This window comes from Geitlerinema calcuttense NRMC-F 0142, assembly GCF_030285425.1.
Window position 1 is genome coordinate 23,159 of the sequence record NZ_JASVEJ010000018.1, and the last position, 17,699, is coordinate 40,857.

The 17,699-nt window shown below is 47.5% G+C and carries 14 protein-coding genes; 6 read left to right on the plus strand and 8 right to left on the minus strand.

Annotated elements, in window-relative coordinates; genetic code table 11:
- Positions 1 to 52: 52 nt before the first annotated feature.
- From QQ055_RS04770 to QQ055_RS04780, 3 genes are all read right to left on the minus strand, one after another.
- Positions 53 to 2,491 (minus strand): PAS domain S-box protein, encoded by a 2,439-nt coding sequence (locus QQ055_RS04770; RefSeq protein WP_284474318.1) that lies wholly within the window; start codon positions 2,489 to 2,491, stop codon positions 53 to 55.
- Positions 2,484 to 4,973 (minus strand): CBS domain-containing protein, encoded by a 2,490-nt coding sequence (locus QQ055_RS04775; protein ID WP_284474319.1) that lies wholly within the window; start codon positions 4,971 to 4,973, stop codon positions 2,484 to 2,486. The genes QQ055_RS04770 and QQ055_RS04775 overlap by 8 nt, the downstream gene beginning before the upstream one ends.
- 110 nt (positions 4,974 to 5,083) lie before the next feature.
- Positions 5,084 to 6,571, minus strand: coding sequence for a GGDEF domain-containing response regulator (locus QQ055_RS04780; protein ID WP_284474320.1), 1,488 nt, complete (start codon positions 6,569 to 6,571; stop codon positions 5,084 to 5,086).
- Positions 6,572 to 6,896: 325 nt separating this feature from the next.
- On the opposite strand from QQ055_RS04780, the gene QQ055_RS04785 reads away from it, so the two are divergent.
- The 3 genes from QQ055_RS04785 (at position 6,897) to QQ055_RS04795 (ending at position 9,132) form a co-directional block, all read left to right on the plus strand.
- Positions 6,897 to 7,343 (plus strand): response regulator, encoded by a 447-nt coding sequence (locus QQ055_RS04785; protein ID WP_283360432.1) that lies wholly within the window; start codon positions 6,897 to 6,899, stop codon positions 7,341 to 7,343.
- A 47-nt stretch (positions 7,344 to 7,390) separates the two neighbouring features.
- Positions 7,391 to 7,861, plus strand: coding sequence for a PAS domain-containing protein (locus QQ055_RS04790; protein WP_284474322.1), 471 nt, complete (start codon positions 7,391 to 7,393; stop codon positions 7,859 to 7,861).
- An 83-nt stretch (positions 7,862 to 7,944) separates the two neighbouring features.
- A complete protein-coding gene (locus QQ055_RS04795) occupies positions 7,945 to 9,132 on the plus strand; it encodes a PAS domain-containing sensor histidine kinase (protein ID WP_283360434.1) in 1,188 nt (395 codons plus the stop codon).
- A gap of 88 nt (positions 9,133 to 9,220) precedes the next feature.
- Here QQ055_RS04795 and QQ055_RS04800 read toward each other — a convergent pair whose 3' ends face one another.
- Both QQ055_RS04800 and QQ055_RS04805 read right to left on the minus strand, forming a co-directional pair.
- Entirely contained in the window at positions 9,221 to 9,415 is a 195-nt protein-coding gene (locus tag QQ055_RS04800) for a chlorophyll a/b-binding protein (RefSeq protein ID WP_069969341.1), read from the minus strand.
- Between the two features lie 274 nt (positions 9,416 to 9,689).
- Positions 9,690 to 12,389, minus strand: a complete 2,700-nt coding sequence (locus QQ055_RS04805; protein WP_284474323.1) for a PAS domain S-box protein — start codon at positions 12,387 to 12,389, stop codon at positions 9,690 to 9,692.
- A gap of 81 nt (positions 12,390 to 12,470) precedes the next feature.
- Between QQ055_RS04805 and QQ055_RS04810 the strand changes: the two genes are divergently transcribed.
- The 3 genes from QQ055_RS04810 to QQ055_RS04820 are packed head-to-tail and all read left to right on the plus strand — an operon-like array spanning position 12,471 to position 15,462.
- On the plus strand, positions 12,471 to 12,863 hold the full coding sequence (locus QQ055_RS04810) for a response regulator (RefSeq protein ID WP_069969322.1): 393 nt from the start codon (positions 12,471 to 12,473) through the stop codon (positions 12,861 to 12,863).
- Positions 12,847 to 13,455, plus strand: a complete 609-nt coding sequence (locus tag QQ055_RS04815) for a chemotaxis protein CheC (RefSeq protein WP_069969321.1) — start codon at positions 12,847 to 12,849, stop codon at positions 13,453 to 13,455. The genes QQ055_RS04810 and QQ055_RS04815 overlap by 17 nt, the downstream gene beginning before the upstream one ends.
- A 6-nt stretch (positions 13,456 to 13,461) precedes the next feature.
- Positions 13,462 to 15,462 (plus strand): sensor domain-containing diguanylate cyclase, encoded by a 2,001-nt coding sequence (locus QQ055_RS04820; RefSeq protein WP_283360437.1) that lies wholly within the window; start codon positions 13,462 to 13,464, stop codon positions 15,460 to 15,462.
- On the opposite strand, the gene QQ055_RS04825 is transcribed toward QQ055_RS04820, so the two are convergent.
- The 3 genes from QQ055_RS04825 to QQ055_RS04835 all read right to left on the minus strand — a co-directional run bounded on the left by QQ055_RS04825 (position 15,454) and on the right by QQ055_RS04835 (position 17,680).
- Positions 15,454 to 16,491: a sensor histidine kinase gene (locus tag QQ055_RS04825; RefSeq protein WP_349775319.1), complete on the minus strand. Its 1,038-nt coding sequence runs from the start codon at positions 16,489 to 16,491 to the stop codon at positions 15,454 to 15,456. The two genes, QQ055_RS04820 and QQ055_RS04825, sit on opposite strands and share 9 nt — an antisense overlap.
- A gap of 57 nt (positions 16,492 to 16,548) precedes the next feature.
- Positions 16,549 to 17,268 (minus strand): response regulator transcription factor, encoded by a 720-nt coding sequence (locus QQ055_RS04830; RefSeq protein ID WP_069969318.1) that lies wholly within the window; start codon positions 17,266 to 17,268, stop codon positions 16,549 to 16,551.
- Between the two features lie 214 nt (positions 17,269 to 17,482).
- On the minus strand, positions 17,483 to 17,680 hold the full coding sequence (locus QQ055_RS04835; protein ID WP_284474327.1) for a DUF2283 domain-containing protein: 198 nt from the start codon (positions 17,678 to 17,680) through the stop codon (positions 17,483 to 17,485).
- Positions 17,681 to 17,699 lie beyond the last annotated feature (19 nt).

The following is a 17,699-nucleotide window of genomic DNA, read 5'->3' on the forward strand; positions in this document are numbered from 1 at the left end:
TTTCTCAGGTCTTACGAGAATGGTGCAAGATATGAGTTAACTGACAATGGATTTAAGTAGATGTGCGGATAGGAATTTGAATCTTAAACTCCGTACCTTTTCCGAATTCTGAACGACAAGTTAGGGAACCTTGATGTTTATCAACAATGATTTGATGGCTGATATAGAGTCCTAACCCAGTTCCCTTTCCGACGGGTTTTGTGGTGAAAAAGGGATCGAAAAGACGAGTTTGAAGCGTTGGGGAAATGCCTTTACCATTATCCCTAATTTGAATTGTCGCTAGCTTTCCGCCTTGGGGATCTTTGGCTTTTTGGGTTGTCGTGCGGATCGAGAGAGTGGGCATTCTTTTGGCTTCGCTTCCCGAACGACTCATCCAGTATTCCTCCAAGGCATCAATTGCATTAGAGAGGATATTCATAAACACCTGGTTGATTTGTCCGGGGTGACATTCAACTAGGGGTAAATTAGCAAACTCCTTAATGACTTGAATAGCGGGGCGCTCGATTTGCTCATTTTGCGCTTTGAGGCGATGCTGTAAAATCATCAGGGTGCTTTCAATCCCTTGATGGAGATTAACCGCTTTGAGGTGAGCCTCATCAAGGCGCGAGAAGTTGCGTAGAGAAGCAACAATTTCTGTGATGCGAGTTGCCCCTTCCTGCATGGATTGTAGCAACTGAGGAAAGTCGCTGCTCAAGAATTCAAGATCGTAGCTTTCGATCGCCTGTAGCAGCGTGGCGGGAGGATGGGGGTAGTGCTGCTGGTAGAGTTCAATTACTTTGAGCAGATCGCACGCATAGTTCATCGCCGGGGTAATGTTGCCAGAGATGAAACTTACGGGGTTATTAATTTCATGAGCCACCCCAGCGACTAACTGACCCAAAGAGGCCATTTTCTCGGTTTGGACGAGTTGTGCTTGGGTACTGGTGAGTTTGTGAATGGTTTTTTTCAGTTGTTGAGCTTTTTCGCGTAGCTCCTCTTCTGCCTGTTTGCGATCGCTAATATCGCGAGCGACGGCATAAATTAACCCCTCTTCGGCAAAGGGGGCAGCAACCCAAGATAACCAGCGATAGGAGCCATCTTGAGAGCGATAGCGATTTTCAAATTTAAGGATTTTCACCCCTTGGGTGAGGTTTTGCAAGGCTTGTAAGGTATCTTGGCGATCCTCTGGGTGAACCAACTCGATAAATTGCAAGCTGAGAAGTTCGGTTTCGCTGTACCCCAAAGTTGCAGTCCAGCTTGGGTTTAAGCGTTTAAAGTATCCCTCAAAGCTAGCAATGCACAATAAATCGAGGGATAGGGTAAAAAAGCGATCGCGCTCGTGTTCTGCAAGTTTTTGTTCGGTAATCTCGGTGAGGAGACCATTCCAGATAATATCCCCATTGGCTTGTAAATCGGGGTTGGATGCCCCTTTGAGCCATCTTAAATCACCTGTTGGAGAGAGGGTTCGCCACTCATAGCGCCAGGGTTGCAGCGTTTGGGCGCTGATGGCTATTGACTGTTCCAGCATGGGCAAATCATCGGGATGAACCGTTTGAAACAGAAATTCGGCATTTTGTTTGACTATCTCTGGCTCAACGCCGTATAGCTCTCGACATCCCTCCGAGACGTAGATAAATGACCGACTGCCTCGAGTCAGGCAAAATTGATAAATCATGCCCGGAACGTTAGCCGCAAGTTGAGCAAAGCGCTTTTCGCTGTTGATTAACGCCCGTTCTTGGTGCTTATACTGCGTGAGATCGCGAATCACCCCCACTAAAATTTTCTGTCCGTCGGGCATTTCAAAGACCGATTTTTTGGTAGAAATGACCTGAACCTTGCCTTGGCTATGGGTTAACTCTTCTTCGTTTTCATTGGGTTTGCCGGTTTGCATCGCTAGCTCATCTTTTTCCCAAAACACGGCTGCCTGTTCTGGGGGGAAAAAGTCGTAGTCTGAGCGACCGATAATTTCGGAGAAGGATCTCCCCAGCAACTGACAAAAGGCTTGATTGACGAATAGGAAGCGATGGCATTCATCCTTGATAAAAACGGGATCGGCCAGGACATTTAATGAGGAAACGAGCATTTCTTGCTGTTGGTCTGGAGGTTTAGCCGCTTGCTCTCGAAGCTGACGAAATCTCAGGGCATAGCGTAGAGTCCGTTGGAGGGTTGAACGGTCGAGTTCGGCCCTCAGCAGATAATCTACGGCTCCCCAATCTAGAGCTTGAGTGGCAAGATCGGGATTGTCAGATTCGAGGATGGCGATCGCGGGAATCCCTTGACGCTCGAAAGGCGCGATTAGATCGTCTGATGGCGTTTCGAGGAAAGCTGAACTGATGAAAATTAAGTCAAAATCTTGTTGGTCTAGCTGTTCAAGGGCAACAGACCAACTGGGAGTCAGGTGGAATACCACAGCAGGGTTGAGATTAGCAAAGCCGGGGGCTTGAGCTAAGTTTTTTTCAACCCAAAGTGCATTCAGGGGCTTGGGTAACAAATTGGCAGCGATTTCACTCATCGGTTTGGGCTAGTGGCAATGTGAAAAAGAAATGGCTTCCGCGTCCGACTGTACTGGCAACCCAAATTTCTCCCCCATGTCTGTGAATAATACTTTTACAAATGGCTAGCCCTAGACCGCTTCCGTCTTTTTGATGAGAATCAGCCAGATCGACTTGTTCAAATGGCTCAAAGATAGTGCTGAGTTTTTCTACCGGAATGCCTCGCCCGCGATCGCTAATACAAAACAACATGAAGGGCAAGGAGGCGCTGAGTAAGGAACAGGAGCAAAATGGAGCCAAATCGCAGGCGACCCGGTCGTCGCGCTCGCGCTGGGCAAAATGGCTCTCAACCCGCTGAACGCGAATGGTGATGGTCGTTTGGGGCGGAGAAAACTTGATGGCATTACCGAGTAAGTTGGTCAGGGCTTGAATAATGCGATCGCCATCGACCCAAATTTCCTCTGGCACCGCCGAGACTTCAATCCCAACTTGAGTTTTGCTAAAGAGCGATCGCACGCTTTCAACGGCGCGTGCAATTAACTGCGTGACGCGGTGCGGATTCTTGATGAGGTGAATCTGACCCGATTTCAACCGTTCTAAATCGAGAATATCGTTAACCAAACGCGTCAAACGTTGCGCTTCCGCAACCGCAATATTAAGCAACTCCTGCCCGTCTGGGTTGAGGGTACCCAGTTGTCCAGTGGCCAGCAAACCGAGAGAACCCCGAATAGAACTTAAAGGCGTTCGCAACTCATGACTGACTACTGAAATCATTTGATCCTTGATGCGTTCTACGGTTCGCCGTTCGGTGATGTTTTCGTACATCCCCAATTTATAGAGCGTTCCTTGAATCGGGTCTTGGAGCAAGCCTGCGGTTAGGCTAACCCAAATTGTTTCTCCATTTTGTTTAATGAGGCGCTTTTCTAACCTGTAACTTGAAAGTTCTTGAGCCAATAACTGCTCTGTGCGGTGGCAATCTTGCAACCAATCTTCAGGGGCAACAATATCTTGGAGCGATCGCCCTTGCAAGTCTGACTCTCTACACTCCAGCATTTGGCACAATGATTGGTTTGCTTGCACGATTTGACCCTGGGGCGTGCTGAGAACCATCCCGGTAGGCGCATCGGCAAAAATTGTCCGAAACCGAGTTTCGCTATGACGCAAGGCGGTTTCTACTTGCTTGCGGTCTGTAACATCAAGTCCTACGCTGGTCAGCATCCAGCAATGGGCTGTGGCGTCCCAATTAAAGGTAACGGTTTCTGAAATCCAGTGCCAAGTTTGATCGCGATGTAAAAATCGATATTCCAACTGCAACGTACCGGAGTTAGAGGGATGCTGGCATAATCCTTCTAAGGCAGGCAATACAACTGTTTGCAAATCTTCGGGATGGATGTGCGATGACCAAAGAGTGGGATCTGTGGTGAATTCTTCGGCCGTGTAGCTATAGACTTGCTCGCACCCGACCGAATAATATTCAGCTTGCCAAGATTGAGGGTTCAATAGGCGGATGCGAATAATCGCGGCCTGAACGCTATTGAGGACTTCTTGCAGCCTTAACTGTGAGTTTTGATAGCGTCGCTTGCAGGCTTCCAAGGCTTGTTGAAGGCGATCGCATTGAGCGGTTTTCTCTTCTAAACGCTGTTGCAAGGCTGTTACCGTTTGGTTCAGTTCGGCGGGATTAAGATGGGGAAAAAGCTCGTGTTGGGTGGGGATACCCCGCAGTTCTTGACGATTTTCAAGAATTGGGCAGCGGCGAATCTGGTGCTGTTGCATGAGGTTGCAAGCGGCCCAAAGCGATTCTTCAGGATGCAGAAATCGCGGGGGATGGTCGATCAGGGTTTGGGCGGTGATTTGAGTTAGATCCCACCTCAAGGCTTGAGTCTGGACAATATCGCGTTCGGCGATCATGCCAATGGGATAAACGGTGCCGTCGGTTGCGGTTTGGGCGATCGCAATATAGCTGGTTTGGTGGTGCGCCATCAGTTGAGCAAGCTGTAAGATTGAGGCGGTGGGCGGTGCATAAATGACGCGATCGCTCATTGCATCCCGGACGCGCCGGAGTTTTAACAGGTGAACGATGGGTAATTTGCGGCGCAATGTTTCTAAGGTAATCGCCCCTAAGAGTTGATTGCGATCGTCAACTACGGGCAGATGGCTAATTTGATGCTGTTCAAATAGGTTGAGAATGCTAGAGACATCCTGGTAATCTGTCTCCTTCAGCGCGATCGCCGGGGAACTCATCATTTCTGCAACGGTCATGCCTGCAAGGGGTTTTCCCGTCGCTGCAAGGCATACAAAGTCTCGTTCTGTTACAATCCCCAGCAGTTGCCGCTCTTGGCTAACCAGCGCATAGCTTGAGGGAGACGCGATTTTGCGATCTGGGTGGATCTGGCTCATTAACTGAAGAACCTGAATCACGGGAGTCTCTGGGGAAACCTCCAAAGGATCTCGACCGATCGTTTGATTGAGGGTCAGATTAAGCGGGAAGGGGTGTTGAGACATAAGGGCGATTCAGTCTTAAGCACGAATTGAAAGGCGCTCTAGCAGGACTAGTCTCATTGTTAAGATGAAACTCTGAAATTCTTGTGAATGTGACTTGAGATTGCCGCTTTTTACAGCGAGGCTTCAACGCTTTGATACAGGTGTTGGGAAGTCTGACCATCGGTTGGGTAAGTGGCGATCGCGCTGGTAAATTTGACGATAACAGGCGTTCCCTCAGTCGCGTCAAGGGTTTGCAGCAATTTAGAGAGGTACTGTTGGCGGGTTTGGGTGCCGTTCATTCCATAAAGGGCGATCGCAAAGGTTCGACTTCCCCAACGACCGCAGGTTTGGCTAGCGTCGCCGATGGTGCTGCCTACACGGTACAAAAGGCGATCGCCAAAGGTATAGCCATAGTGATGATTTAGCGATTTGAGATTCTCAATGCTTAACAGCACCAGCGTTAGGGGCTGATGTTGTTGTTGGGCTTTGTGCAGCAACTGCTCGAAGTCGCGGGTAAATTGAACGCGGCTGGCGAGTTGGGTGAGGGAGTCTTTTTCAACCGGGGGTTGGCTCGTACTGACGGGCGATCCCTGAAGCAATTGGCGCAGGTGGAGGACGCATTGCTGCAATTGAGACTTGATGTCCTCGCTTAAAATGGGATGCTGCTGCAACTGGGCTTCAATCTGTTGCGCCTGTTGGGAAGCGGCCATGAAGCCGTAGCTGCCAACCGTACCCGCTAGTTTATGCGCTTGGGCGATCGCGACTTGTCGCAATTTCTCCAGAGGTTGATCTGCTGACATCGCATAAATCGCGATTTCTAAAAGGTGGACTCGCTCTAGGATTTGGGGCTGCATGTCTTGCCAAGCATCCGCTAAGGCTTGTTGCAGTTCGCCTTGGATTTCCGGGGATAAAGATAAAGGGGGGGTCTCTACGTTCGGCGAACGCTGGACAATCGGTCTTAAACGATACCCTAACCCGTAAACCGTTTCGATCGCGTCCTGGGCACCTACGGCTTTGAGTTTCTGGCGCAACCCTTTAATGTGGGCGCGGACTGCATCTTGAGAGGGAACCTGTTCAAACGACCATAAATACTCTAGGATGGCGTCGCAACTTAAAATGCGGTTGGGACTTCGTAAAAATAGCTCTAGTAGCTTGTATTCTTTCGGTCGCAGGGGTAACTTCGTGTTGCCATAGGTGACTTCGCAAGTGAGCGAATTGAGGCTTAAATCTCCCCAGGTGAGCAAAGCGGGAATGAGATCGCTTTTACGCCGCAACAGCGCCCTGATCCGCGCTAGCAGTTCTTGCCAATCAAAGGGTTTGGTTACATAGTCATCTGCACCTGCTTCTAACCCTGCAACTTTGTGGTTCCTGCTTCCGCAAGCCGTGAGTAACAGAATTGGCGTGTCGCATCCGGTTTGACGTAACTTTTGACACAGACTGATACCGCCCAGTTTGGGCAAAATCACATCTAGCACGACCAAATCGTAGGCGCACGACTGGGCAAACTCCCAGCCCATTTGACCATCGGGTGCAGTATCAACCACATAATTTTGATAAGTTAAAAATTTTACTATAGCCTGAGCCAGACTCAGATCATCCTCAACGACTAGAAGTCTCATGGCGATCGCGCTTAACTACTGAGCAATGAATAATCAGCTATATCAGCGTTATGAATGCAGAGGTGAATGTATAGAACATGGGATGGAATCGGATGATGAGATCGTCTTCCCTCGCAGAGGCGGCTGTACGGCGAGTTAGGAAACTTTATGCAAATTTCACAAGTTTTTCACCTTTCATCTCTAGGGTGGGTAAACGGAGACTCACGTTTTGAAAGGGATGAACTCGATCTACAAGCTTTGAGAGTGGCTCGCGTGCCATCGCAATTTTCAATTTCCCGATCGTTTAATTGTCTTCTGCGTGCTTCAGAAGCTTACTAATATTGTTATGACAACTCGCAAAGATTTTCAAGCCGTTTCTGGCAACCCACACCTCTCAACGAGCCACCCCTACCGCCATCCGACTCGGCGAGTTTTATTGATCGATGATGAAGCGCCGCTGAGAAGAGTCACGCAACTGACTTTAAAAATCACTGCTGGATGGGAGGTATGGGGTGCTGCATCTGGCAAAGAAGGCGTTCAACAAGCAGAACTGGAACAACCGGATGTTATTTTACTCGATTTGATGATGCCTGATGTGGATGGATTGTCAACCCTAAAAATGTTGCAGGATAATCCCAAAACTCAACCGATCCCCATTATTTTGTTGACGGCGAAAATTCAAACCAACCCACAACTAAAGCTGCAATATCCTGCCATTAAAGCAGTTTTGGTGAAACCCTTTGACCCGACAACCTTAGCTCAAGAAATCAAAAAAACCTTAAATTGGATTTGAATCTCTAATGATAGATATTAGAAATTATTGATTGTTTAGCGCAGGGTATGCCAGGATTTATTGTCGAGATTGCCTTACAATCTAAGAAACAGTTTTTGTTGAATCTGCCGATTCTGATTTTGGCAAGTCTTGTTCAAGACCTCCGCTATCGTCTTATCTGCGATTTTGACGATTTAGATATATTTACAATTGAATATGAGGCTCTTAGTATTATTATTTTTGATGATGAGCTTCGGTGCGTTTATATAGATAAAAAACTAATGAAGCAAGTAACTGTAGAAATGCCAATTGGCGAACCGCTCCATCAGATTATGTCTAATTTATCAGAGCCATTGGAGTGCCTGGTAGAAAGCGCGATCGCAACAAGAAAATCTATTCAAAACTACGCCATTTCAATCCAAAACAATCAATATTTGAAAATCCAAGAGCGATGGCTCGCATCTTTTTATCCGCTCTTTCTGGGAAAAGCAGAGGTTAATCAAATTATTGGTGTATTGATTAGCTTTCGCGAAAAATAGATGGCTTCATAGACGAGATTTATCCAATTGCTGGGATAAAGACTAAAAATGAGCTTCGGATAGTAGTTAACTTATTTAGCCCCATGCTGAGAACTTTATTCTCAAAATCACGCCAAAAATTACTCATCAATAGTGCAGTGAATTCACCATCAGATCGGGCTTACTATCAAGCGCTTGCCGAAGATTGCGAAGGATGGATTATTCGATATTCATCCAATCTCAAAATTACTTTTGTTAATTCAAGATTTGCTCATTTTTTGGGCAAAAACCCTGAAGATTTATTAGATCAAAATCTTTTCACCGTTTTACCTCAAGACAAAAGAGGAATTTTTATCAGAAAATTGCAAGTCTTAACCCCTAAATTCTCTAAAATCCAAAGCGAAGAAGCATGGATAGATTGCCAGGGTTCAGTTCGACTAGTAAGATGGATTGGTCGCGGTTTTTTTGATAGTCAAGGGCAGCTATTAGAAATTCAGTGTTTGGGAAGTGAAATTGCTGAAGCCTTAGATTTGCAGCCTTCTATTGAGAATCAAACAACCCAATCTCGCTTAGAAAGTGCTTATAGCGATTCCCCTACAATGCCTGATATAGGAGATTTGCAAGGTAATTTCTGTGCCATCGCTTCCCATGAATTACGATTGCCTTTAACAACGATTCAAATGGCAGCAGAACTCTTGCAACTTTATACCCTAACTGCCGAAGAGCAACAGGAATGTTTTGAGAATCTAAATTTGGGAATTCAGAATTTAACCCAACTTTTAGAGAGTATGGTTTTATTAGAAAGGATGAGTATAGCTCAAGAGAATCATTGTCCTGAGCCAATTGATTTATCAAATTTTTGTCGGCAACTCATTCAAGAATTTAGATTTATTGATAGTCGCAAACATATTTTAACTTTAATCTGCCCTCAATCTCCACAAATAACTCAACTTGATTCTCGCTTGCTGAAGCAGGCTTTGAATAATTTGCTGGCGAATGCACTAAAATATTCACCGGAGGGTAGTGAAATTCAGCTTGAATTAATTTATCAGGATAGAAACGCAATTTTCAAGGTTAAAGATAGAGGTAGAGGCATTGCGTTAGCGGATCAAAAGCATCTTTTTAGACCTTTTTATCGAGCGCCAAATGTTGGAGATGCGCCAGGAAGTGGTTTAGGGTTAGCAATTGTCAAAAAGTGCGTCGAGTTACAGGGTGGAAAGATTTTGATCGAAAGCGAAGTGGGTGTAGGGACAACTGCAATTGTGAGCATTCCCCTGTCTCCTTACCAATAACGGGGAAAAAGTTATCTTTAATACAAATAGAGTAAAGGCGATCGCCCTTTTGTCGCTGCGATCGCCTTCACTTATTCAACAAGTATTCTTAAGGAGCAATATCAGTTCCGGTCAGAAACCCTAAGAATCGCAGATAGCCATGACCAGTCATGAGTTCTATCAAAGTTGCTGCTAGAAATCCGATCATTGCAAGGCGTCCGTTCCAGATTTCTGCGCTAGGATTGAAGCCCCACTTCCATTGCGTTCCTTGATAAAAATAAGGTTGTTTAACCTCTTCGCGCATTTCAGCTCTTTCTTTAACTTCCATGATTTCAACTCCGTTCGATTAATTTATTTATCGATATGAGTTCACTGTAACGAAACTTCATGGAGGGTTCCTCTGTCTTTTGGCGCAAATCGATCGCTCCTCAAAAAATGATACTCTCTCTAAAGTTCATCCCCCTTTTTGTATCGCAGGCAAAGCCAGAATTCTCAGCCATTCCCGAGAGCGTTTGATTTATTACAAAGCCGAGGATTCTAATTAAAATAGGTCAGCAATGGAGACGACCGATCTACTGTCAGTCTAGGGGTTCGCGTTGCTCTAAAGGCAGAGTAACAGTAAATACTGTACCGATACCGAGTTGAGATTCTAGCGAGATTGCGCCCCCATGTAAATCCACGCATTTTTTGACGATTGTTAAGCCTAACCCCGTCCCCGCGATATGATTGGCGTTGCTGCAACGGTGAAACGCGGTAAACAGCATGGGGATATCCTCTGGGGGAATCCCAATCCCGCGATCGCGCACGCAAAACACCACCTCACCCTGCGGCGAGTCTGGACAAATTAGCTCAAACTCGATTAAACTCCCCACCACCGAGTATTTAATGGCGTTGGAGAGCAAATTGCTAAAAATATGGTGCAATAACTTCTCATCAGCGATCGCCCGATCGTACTGTCCGGAGGAGCAAAACACCAACGTATGAGCGCTGCTCAACAACTGCATTTCCTCAACCAACTGCACCGCAAACTGCCTTAAATCCAGCGGTTTGGGCTGAAATTCCAACTTACCCGCCTCGGCGCGACCAATCGTTAAAATATCTTCTAACAACTGCGTCATGCGATGGACTGAGGTTTGCATCCGGTGGAGATGAATGCGTTTTTTCTCTTCGCTCCATTGGGGGCCATAATGTTCGAGCAATTCCGCCGATGACTGAATAGTGGTGAGGGGCGTGCGAAAATCGTGAGACACCATTGATACAAAGCGCGATTTTAACTCATTGAGTTCCTTTTCCTTAGACAAACTGGTTCGCAATTCCACCTCTAAGCGCTGTCGTTCGTGAATTTCTGCCTGAAGTTGCTCTAGGGTTTGCACCAACTCCGCCGTGCGTTCGACAACGCGCAACTCTAGCGCCTCGTTTGCCAGTTGCAAGGCTTGTTCGGCTTGCTTGCGCTCGGTAATATCTAACGCGAGGGAGGCTACTCCAATAATCTGACCTTTGCGATCCACCAGGGGGGTATTGTACCACTCGCAAATAATCAGGCGTCCATCTTTGGTAAGGTTTTCGTGGGCGACCTTGATTTTGGTCGAGTCTGCGACTTCAAGTTCAAAATGCTCTAGGGAAATCCCCTCTTCAATCGTTTTTCCAGACAACAGGCAGCTTAACAAATGCCGCAACGTCGGTCTTAACTCTTTGGGCACTAAAAAGTTGACAGCGCAACGCCCCAAAACCTCAGCCTTGCTATAGCCAAAAATCTCTTCGGCGGCGGGGTTCCATTCTGTAACTTCCCCTCGCAAGTTCCATTCAATCACGGCGAGGGGGGTTTGTTGAACGTGTAGCGTCAGCTTTTGCTGAGATTTTAACAGAGCATCTTGGGCCCATTTGCGCTCGGTGACATCGCGAGCTACGCCATAGATCGCCCGTTGAGCCATTACGGGTACGGCAGTCCACGCCATCCACCGATAGGAGCCATCGGCTGCACAAAAGCGGTTTTCAAAGTAAACAGTCGCTTGTCCTTGACAGAGCTTTTGTAACTCGGCTTGGGTGTTGGCGCGATCGCTCTTGTGGACAAACTCCAGCCACGGCACTTCTAGCAACTGTTCGGTACGATAGCCGAGGGTTTTGCTCACCGCCGGATTAATCCGCTGAAAGTAACCGTTAAAATCGGACACAAACAGCCAGTCTAGGGAAAGTTCAAAAAACCGATCGAGTTCCTGTTGTGCGGTTTCGCGTTCTGTACGCGTTCGCAAGGCTTTGATGCCATAGGCTAAGTCGGCTGCCAGTTTAGAGAGCAGTTGCACCTCAGCGCTATCGAAGGCATCCAGAGGGGTTGCATAAATATTGAGGGTGCCAAAGCAGGGAGCGGCCGGGGCATTGGAGGCATAATAATCTTTTAAAGGGAGGGATAAAACGGCTCCGTACCCGTAGGTGGATGGGGTATCGTAACGAATTACGCAAGGTTTACCCGTTCGCAGAGCAATGGCGATCGCATCGGCTTCTTCCCCCGTGGCGTCATTGATGCTGAAATAGTCGCCTAAATCTTCCATTTCGCCTGCGAACGCTCCAGCACCCGTTTCAGGCGTTGCAAAGCCAATCCAAGCCAGCCGATAGCCTCCAGTTTCCAGGATCACTTGGCAGATGTCGTGCAGGAGTTCGGCTTCTGCTGTGGCTCTGACTAAGATTTGGTTGCACTCGCTGAGGGTTTTGAGGGCGCGGTTGGCTTGATGCAGTTGGGTGGTGCGCTTGCGAACGAGTTGTTCGAGTTGGTGATGGCGTTGTTGTTCGGTGACGAGTTGCTGGAGTTGTTCGAGGTGTTGATAGAGCGATCGCGGATCGATCTGTTGGAAGACCTGGCTTAATGAGAGCATTCCCTGCAAGTTCCCTTGCTCGTCAACGACAGGGAGATATTGAATCGGGTATTGTTGAAATAGGTCTAGGGCAGTCAAAAGCGTCGCGCGTTCTCCTAGCTTCAACGTTAAGGGCGCTCTCTCCATTACTTCCCCAGCCGTAACATCAGGATGCAATTCGCCTGCAACCATTGCCCTCACTAGCTCCCGTTCTGTTAACAAACCGACAAGTTGACCTGTTGGTGTCACAATTGCAATGCAATTTTTTGCAACGGAGGGACTGACCTCTGTTGCTATCGGGAATACTGAGTGAGTGAGAGGAGAAGGCATTTTAGGCTGACGCATCAATTGGAGTATCTCTGTCACCCGAATATTGGGAGTCGCCGTGAGGGGATACCAATCGATTACATCTTTGAGGGAGGGTACATCCACGAGTCATTCCGCTCAGAACAAGGCTCTCTAAAGGTCAATTAAAGTTAAAGTTTGCCAAATTTATTGAAGGAGACATTACGAGTGGCACTGATCCTAATCATAGAGGATGCGGCATTGAGTCGTAAGCTACTGGCTAAAATCTTAAAGCCGGAAGGTCATACCCTCCTGGAAGCACGAAATGGTCGGGAAGGGCTAGAAATGATGCAAAAATATAAGCCAGATTGCATTATCTTAGATTTATTAATGCCCGAAGTTGGTGGCATTGAAGTGCTACAGATCATGCGTCAGAAAAATTTGACAATTCCTACCATTGTGTTAACGGCTGATGTCCAACAAACTACGCAACAAGCTTGTCTAGAACTCGGCGCGGCAACGGTTCTTAACAAAATTCCCAAGATTGAAGAATTACGCCATTGGCTGCAAATTACGATTGGGGTGTCTCGCCAAGGAGTCAATTGTGAGCCTGACGCTTGAGCAAATTGATATCCTGCAAGAGTTAGTCAACATCGGAGTTGGTCAAGCCGCTAGTATTTTAAATGAAATGCTGGGTTCGCCCATTTGCTTGAATATTCCCGATTTGCAATCTCTCTCCCTAACACAGTTACAGACTGAATTGGAGTCCCGTTTTGAGAGCGATTTGATCTCAACTGTTCAGTTAGGGTTTGAAGGTTTTTTTTCGGGTAGTGCTGAATTGATTTTTCCGACGGAAAGTGCCTCAACGTTAGTCTCTTTACTCACGGGAGAAAAGCCCGGAACTCCCGATCTAGAGGCCGTGAAAATTGGAACCTTACTAGAGGTGGGGAATATTGTTCTCAATGGCGTTGTGGGAACGGTGAGCAATCTTTTTTCCCGCCGCCTAGATTATTCCCTGCCCACCTATGCTGAAGACCGAGTTTCCCAGCTTCTGAAGGCGCGAAACCTAAAGCAAGATGTTAACATTATTCTAGCTCATACGCACTTTATCATTGAAAAGCTTCAGATTAACGGTGAAGTCCTTTTAATCTTCAAAGTCGGTTCTTTTGATGCGCTACTAGATGCGCTCGCTTTGGAATTGGAATCCGAGTAAGTTCAGATGACTAAGCACGACAAGCCCCAAGAATTCTTTAAGATTTTTAACCAATTTCCAGAAGGGGTTTGTATTCTCAGTCCTGAGTATACCGTTATCTTTTGGAATCGCAGTTTAGAACACTGGACGGGGATTGTTAGCGAGCAGATCGTTGGCACGGATATCCGCGATCGCTTTCCTCATTTTAACCAAGCAAAGTATCAACAGCGCCTCCAACCGATCTTTGCTGGGGGTCCGCCGACAATTTTTTCTTCGCAACTCCATACCTCGATTATCCCGTGTCAGTTACCTGATGGTCGATGGCGCGTGCAGCAAACCACGGCGACAGCGATCCAAATGTCTAACCAATCCGATTTTTACGCGCTATTGGTGATTGAGGATGTCACCGATCTGACCTACCGAATGCAAATGTATCGTTTAATGCGCGATCAGGCTTGGGAAGAAATTCGCGAACGCAAGCGCATTGAAGCAGCCTTAAGGGAAAGTCAGCATTTTGTCCAAAAAATTACGGATGCAGCCCCTTATATTCTTTACATTTATGACTGGCAAAAATGGCAAATTCTGTATATTAACCAACAAATTGAAATCAGGTTAGGTTATAGCGTTGCTGAAGCTCAGGCGCTAGAAGATCGCGACTTTTTGGCACTGATCCACCCCGAAGATGTGGTGCAAGTTGAACAGCATCGCGAACGCTTGGCCAATGCAACCGAAGGCGAGATTCTGGAATGGGAATTTCGATTCAAAAATCGTTCTGGAGACTGGCGATGGTTGCACTGTCGAGAAGTGATTTTCCAAAAAAATGAAGGCGGCAAGATTCAGCAAATTCTGGGAACCATAGAAGATATTAGCGAACGTCAAGCGGCGCTGTGGGAACGCAAACAAGCCACCGAAGCGATCCGCCGACAAATTGAACAACAACGTCTTATGAGTGTTGTGGTGCAACATATTCGCCGTTCCTTGGATCTCCAAGAAGTGCTGACGACGGCAGTGACGGAAATTCGCACGTTTTTGCAAGCCGATCGCGTCGCCATTTGCGCGTTGAATTTGTTGAGTGACGATCGGTTGGTGATGAGTACCGGGGAAGTTAAAGTCGAGTCTGTCAACCCGGAGTGGCGTTCGATTTTAAGAACGCAATTAACTTGCAGTCATTGGGATGCGTGCGATTTTTCTTATGTCCTGCAACGGGAAATTCTGCGCGATGCGATCGCCATTGCGGATCTGTCAACGGCCCCCCTGTCTCCGAGTTTTAAGCAACTTTTAGCAAGCTGGCAGGTACAAGCCTTGATGGAGGTGCCGATTTTTCAAGGCGATCGCCTGTGGGGTTTGTTGATGGTGCATCAATGTGGCAGCAAGCGGGAGTGGCAGCCGTTAGAAATTGAGTTGATCCGACAGTTAGCCGATCAATTGGCGATCGCCATTCAGCAAGCCGAACTCTACGAACGCTTGCAGCAAGCCAACCAAGAACTGCAACGCCTCGCCATTTCTGATAGTCTGACGCAACTGGCCAACCGCCGCCGCTTCGACCAATACTTCACCGAACAGTGGCACCGCTTAACCCGCGAACAACAACCCCTGTCCCTGATTTTGTGCGATATTGACTGCTTTAAAATTTATAACGATACCTACGGTCATGTGAAAGGAGACTGGTGCTTGCAACAAGTAGCTGTGGCGATCGCGGCGGGTGCAAAACGTCCGGCGGACTTGGTGGCGCGTTATGGGGGAGAAGAGTTTGCGATCGTTTTACCCAATACCAGTCTTGCAGGGGCCATTCAAGTCGCAACCGAGATTCAAACTCACATTCAGCAGTTGCACATTCCCCATGTGAAATCCCCCGTCAGCGATTATATTACCTTAAGTTTGGGGGTGGCCAGCATCATTCCCCAACAAAGCTTACAGGCCATGTCTCTGATTCAACAAGCCGATCAAGCCTTATACGAAGCTAAAGATCGAGGCCGCGATCGCATTTGTTCTTTTGGCAACCGCGAAACCTTTCCTACCCTAAGCTAGCGGTAAACAGAAGCGGAAGGTACTGCCTTTGCCGAACTGACTCTCAGCAAAAATTTCGCCGCCTTGCAGTTCCACCAACCGCTTCGAGATTGCCAAACCCACCCCCGATCCGCCAGAATGACGAGAACGAGAGCGATCGCCGCGCCAAAATCGTTCAAACACATGGGGTAAATCTTCGGCTGAAATTCCTTGGCCGGTATCCATCACCGCGATCCAGAGTTTACCTTTTTCTGTCCAAGCGCGGACTTTAATAAAGCCGGTTTGAGTATAGCGCATGGCATTGCCAATTAAGTTCACCAAAACTTGTTCGGTTCGGTCTACATCGGCTAAGACGGCGGGTAAATCGGGAGAACCCTCTAATTGTAAAGCAGGGCCATCTTCCATCAACTGATCGGCAAATTTATGCACCAGAGACTTCAAAATGGGATAAAGCTGGATAGGTTGTACGTGGATGGGTAAGTACCCCGCCTCCGCCTGGGAAAGTTCTTGCAAGTCGTTCACCAAACGTTCTAACCGCTTCGTTTCTTTGGTAAGTTGCACGTATATATCCGGCGAGGCTTCAATTCTACCTTCAGCTAACTCTTCAAGATAGCCGCGCACAATGGTTAAAGGCGTCCGCAACTCGTGGGTTAAGTCGCCAATTAACTCGCGGCGGCGCTGTTCGACCCCTTCTAACCCCGCCGCCATTCGGTTAAAACTGACCCCCAGTTGGTTGAGTTCGGGAATTTCGCTGATAGGAAGGCGTTGATCCAGTTGGCCGGCGGCAAATTCTTTAGTAATTTGTTCCATTAAGGTGAGGGGTTTGGTGATCCGCCGCGCCACCCAGTAGCTTAACCCTCCGGCGGCGGTGGTTCCGACGATAGCGGCCCAAAAGGTGCTGCGGTTCCAGGAGGTTTCAAAGCCTTTAACCAGATAAGTCCGCACGTAACGCAGGCGAAACCCGCTTCCTTCGAGTTGTTCGAGGTGTTGAACGAAGTAGGGACGCGAAGAGACTTTACTGATAATCACCAGCGAACTGATTCCCACCATCAAGACTAGCAGGTGAGAGAAAAATAAGCGCGATCGCAAATCTATCTTACTCACGGGTTATTTCTCGCTGGGGGGGTCTTCAAACTTGTAGCCCACACCAATCACCGTTTTAATAAAGGTAGGATTGGCAGGATCGGGTTCGATCTTCTTTCGCAACCGCGCCACATGGGTATCGACAACGCGTTCGTCGCCAAAGAAGTCATCTCCCCACAGTTTATCGATCAATTGGCTGCGATTCCACACCCGACCGGGATAGCTGACAAAGGTAGACAGCAAACTAAACTCTAGGGAAGTTAAGTCTAAGGTTTCGGTTTCTGTCGCGGTTAGCTGGCGATAAGCCAAATGCCGATCTATATCTACGGTAAAATTCAACGTGCGATAGACTTGGCTGGCGGCTTGTCCCCCCTGGCGCAAACTCCGACGCAATAAGGCGCGAACCCTAGCAACCAATTCGCGCGGACTAAAGGGTTTGACCATATAATCATCGGCACCCGTAGATAAGCCGATAATTCGGTCAATTTCTTCCCCTTTCGCCGTCAGCATCAGGATAAAGGGGTCTTTGGTTCCGGGTTTCTGACGGATGCGCGCGCACACTTCCAAACCGTCCAACCCAGGAATCATTAGATCGAGGACAATTAAATCGGGTTGTTGTTCGCTAAACACCTGTAGCGCGTTAATGCCATCGCGACAACTCCGACAGGAAAACCCTTCTGATTCTAGTGTTTGTTGGATGAGTCGGGCGATTTCGGGTTCGTCCTCAACGATCAATATGTCCATTCCAACCTCCACGCGATCGCATTCTCCCCTGTCCACTCTATCAAAACACTAGGGTTCTCACCCCTTCCCTACGCTAGCGCATGGAGTGAGGCGCAACCCAGTTACTCATTAACCGCAACACCTTACCCGAAGTCAGCAACTTGTGTTGACTTTCCACAACCCCAGTAACCCATACTTTATTCAATGTTAGAAAACCAATCCTGCAACCTAGATTTCAAGCAGAAATTGAATACTCAACGGAACGAGGATTAGCCATTTTCTTAGAAGCATCTAATATTTCTAACCCTACTACATTGCCTTCTCGGTCATGATCTAGGATTAATGCTGGCTTTTCTTCGTCACCTCCTTCTACAGGAGTATCATTAAAAACAATGCTTAAAATGTCCACATCAGGACCGTAATTAATTTTCATTGTTGTACCCAATATTCTT

Excerpts from the sequence above, each read along its gene's own strand:
- QQ055_RS04770 (WP_284474318.1), bottom strand. The coding sequence starts at position 2,491 with ATGAGTGAAATCGCTGCCAATTTGTTACCCAAGCCCCTGAATGCACTT.
- QQ055_RS04775 (WP_284474319.1), bottom strand. The coding sequence starts at position 4,973 with ATGTCTCAACACCCCTTCCCGCTTAATCTGACCCTCAATCAAACGATC.
- QQ055_RS04780 (WP_284474320.1), bottom strand. The coding sequence starts at position 6,571 with ATGAGACTTCTAGTCGTTGAGGATGATCTGAGTCTGGCTCAGGCTATA.
- QQ055_RS04785 (WP_283360432.1), top strand. The coding sequence starts at position 6,897 with ATGACAACTCGCAAAGATTTTCAAGCCGTTTCTGGCAACCCACACCTC.
- QQ055_RS04790 (WP_284474322.1), top strand. The coding sequence starts at position 7,391 with ATGCCAGGATTTATTGTCGAGATTGCCTTACAATCTAAGAAACAGTTT.
- QQ055_RS04795 (WP_283360434.1), top strand. The coding sequence starts at position 7,945 with ATGCTGAGAACTTTATTCTCAAAATCACGCCAAAAATTACTCATCAAT.
- QQ055_RS04800 (WP_069969341.1), bottom strand. The coding sequence starts at position 9,415 with ATGCGCGAAGAGGTTAAACAACCTTATTTTTATCAAGGAACGCAATGG.
- QQ055_RS04820 (WP_283360437.1), top strand. The coding sequence starts at position 13,462 with ATGACTAAGCACGACAAGCCCCAAGAATTCTTTAAGATTTTTAACCAA.
- QQ055_RS04825 (WP_349775319.1), bottom strand. The coding sequence starts at position 16,491 with ATGGTGGGAATCAGTTCGCTGGTGATTATCAGTAAAGTCTCTTCGCGT.
- QQ055_RS04830 (WP_069969318.1), bottom strand. The coding sequence starts at position 17,268 with ATGGACATATTGATCGTTGAGGACGAACCCGAAATCGCCCGACTCATC.
- QQ055_RS04835 (WP_284474327.1), bottom strand. The coding sequence starts at position 17,680 with ATGAAAATTAATTACGGTCCTGATGTGGACATTTTAAGCATTGTTTTT.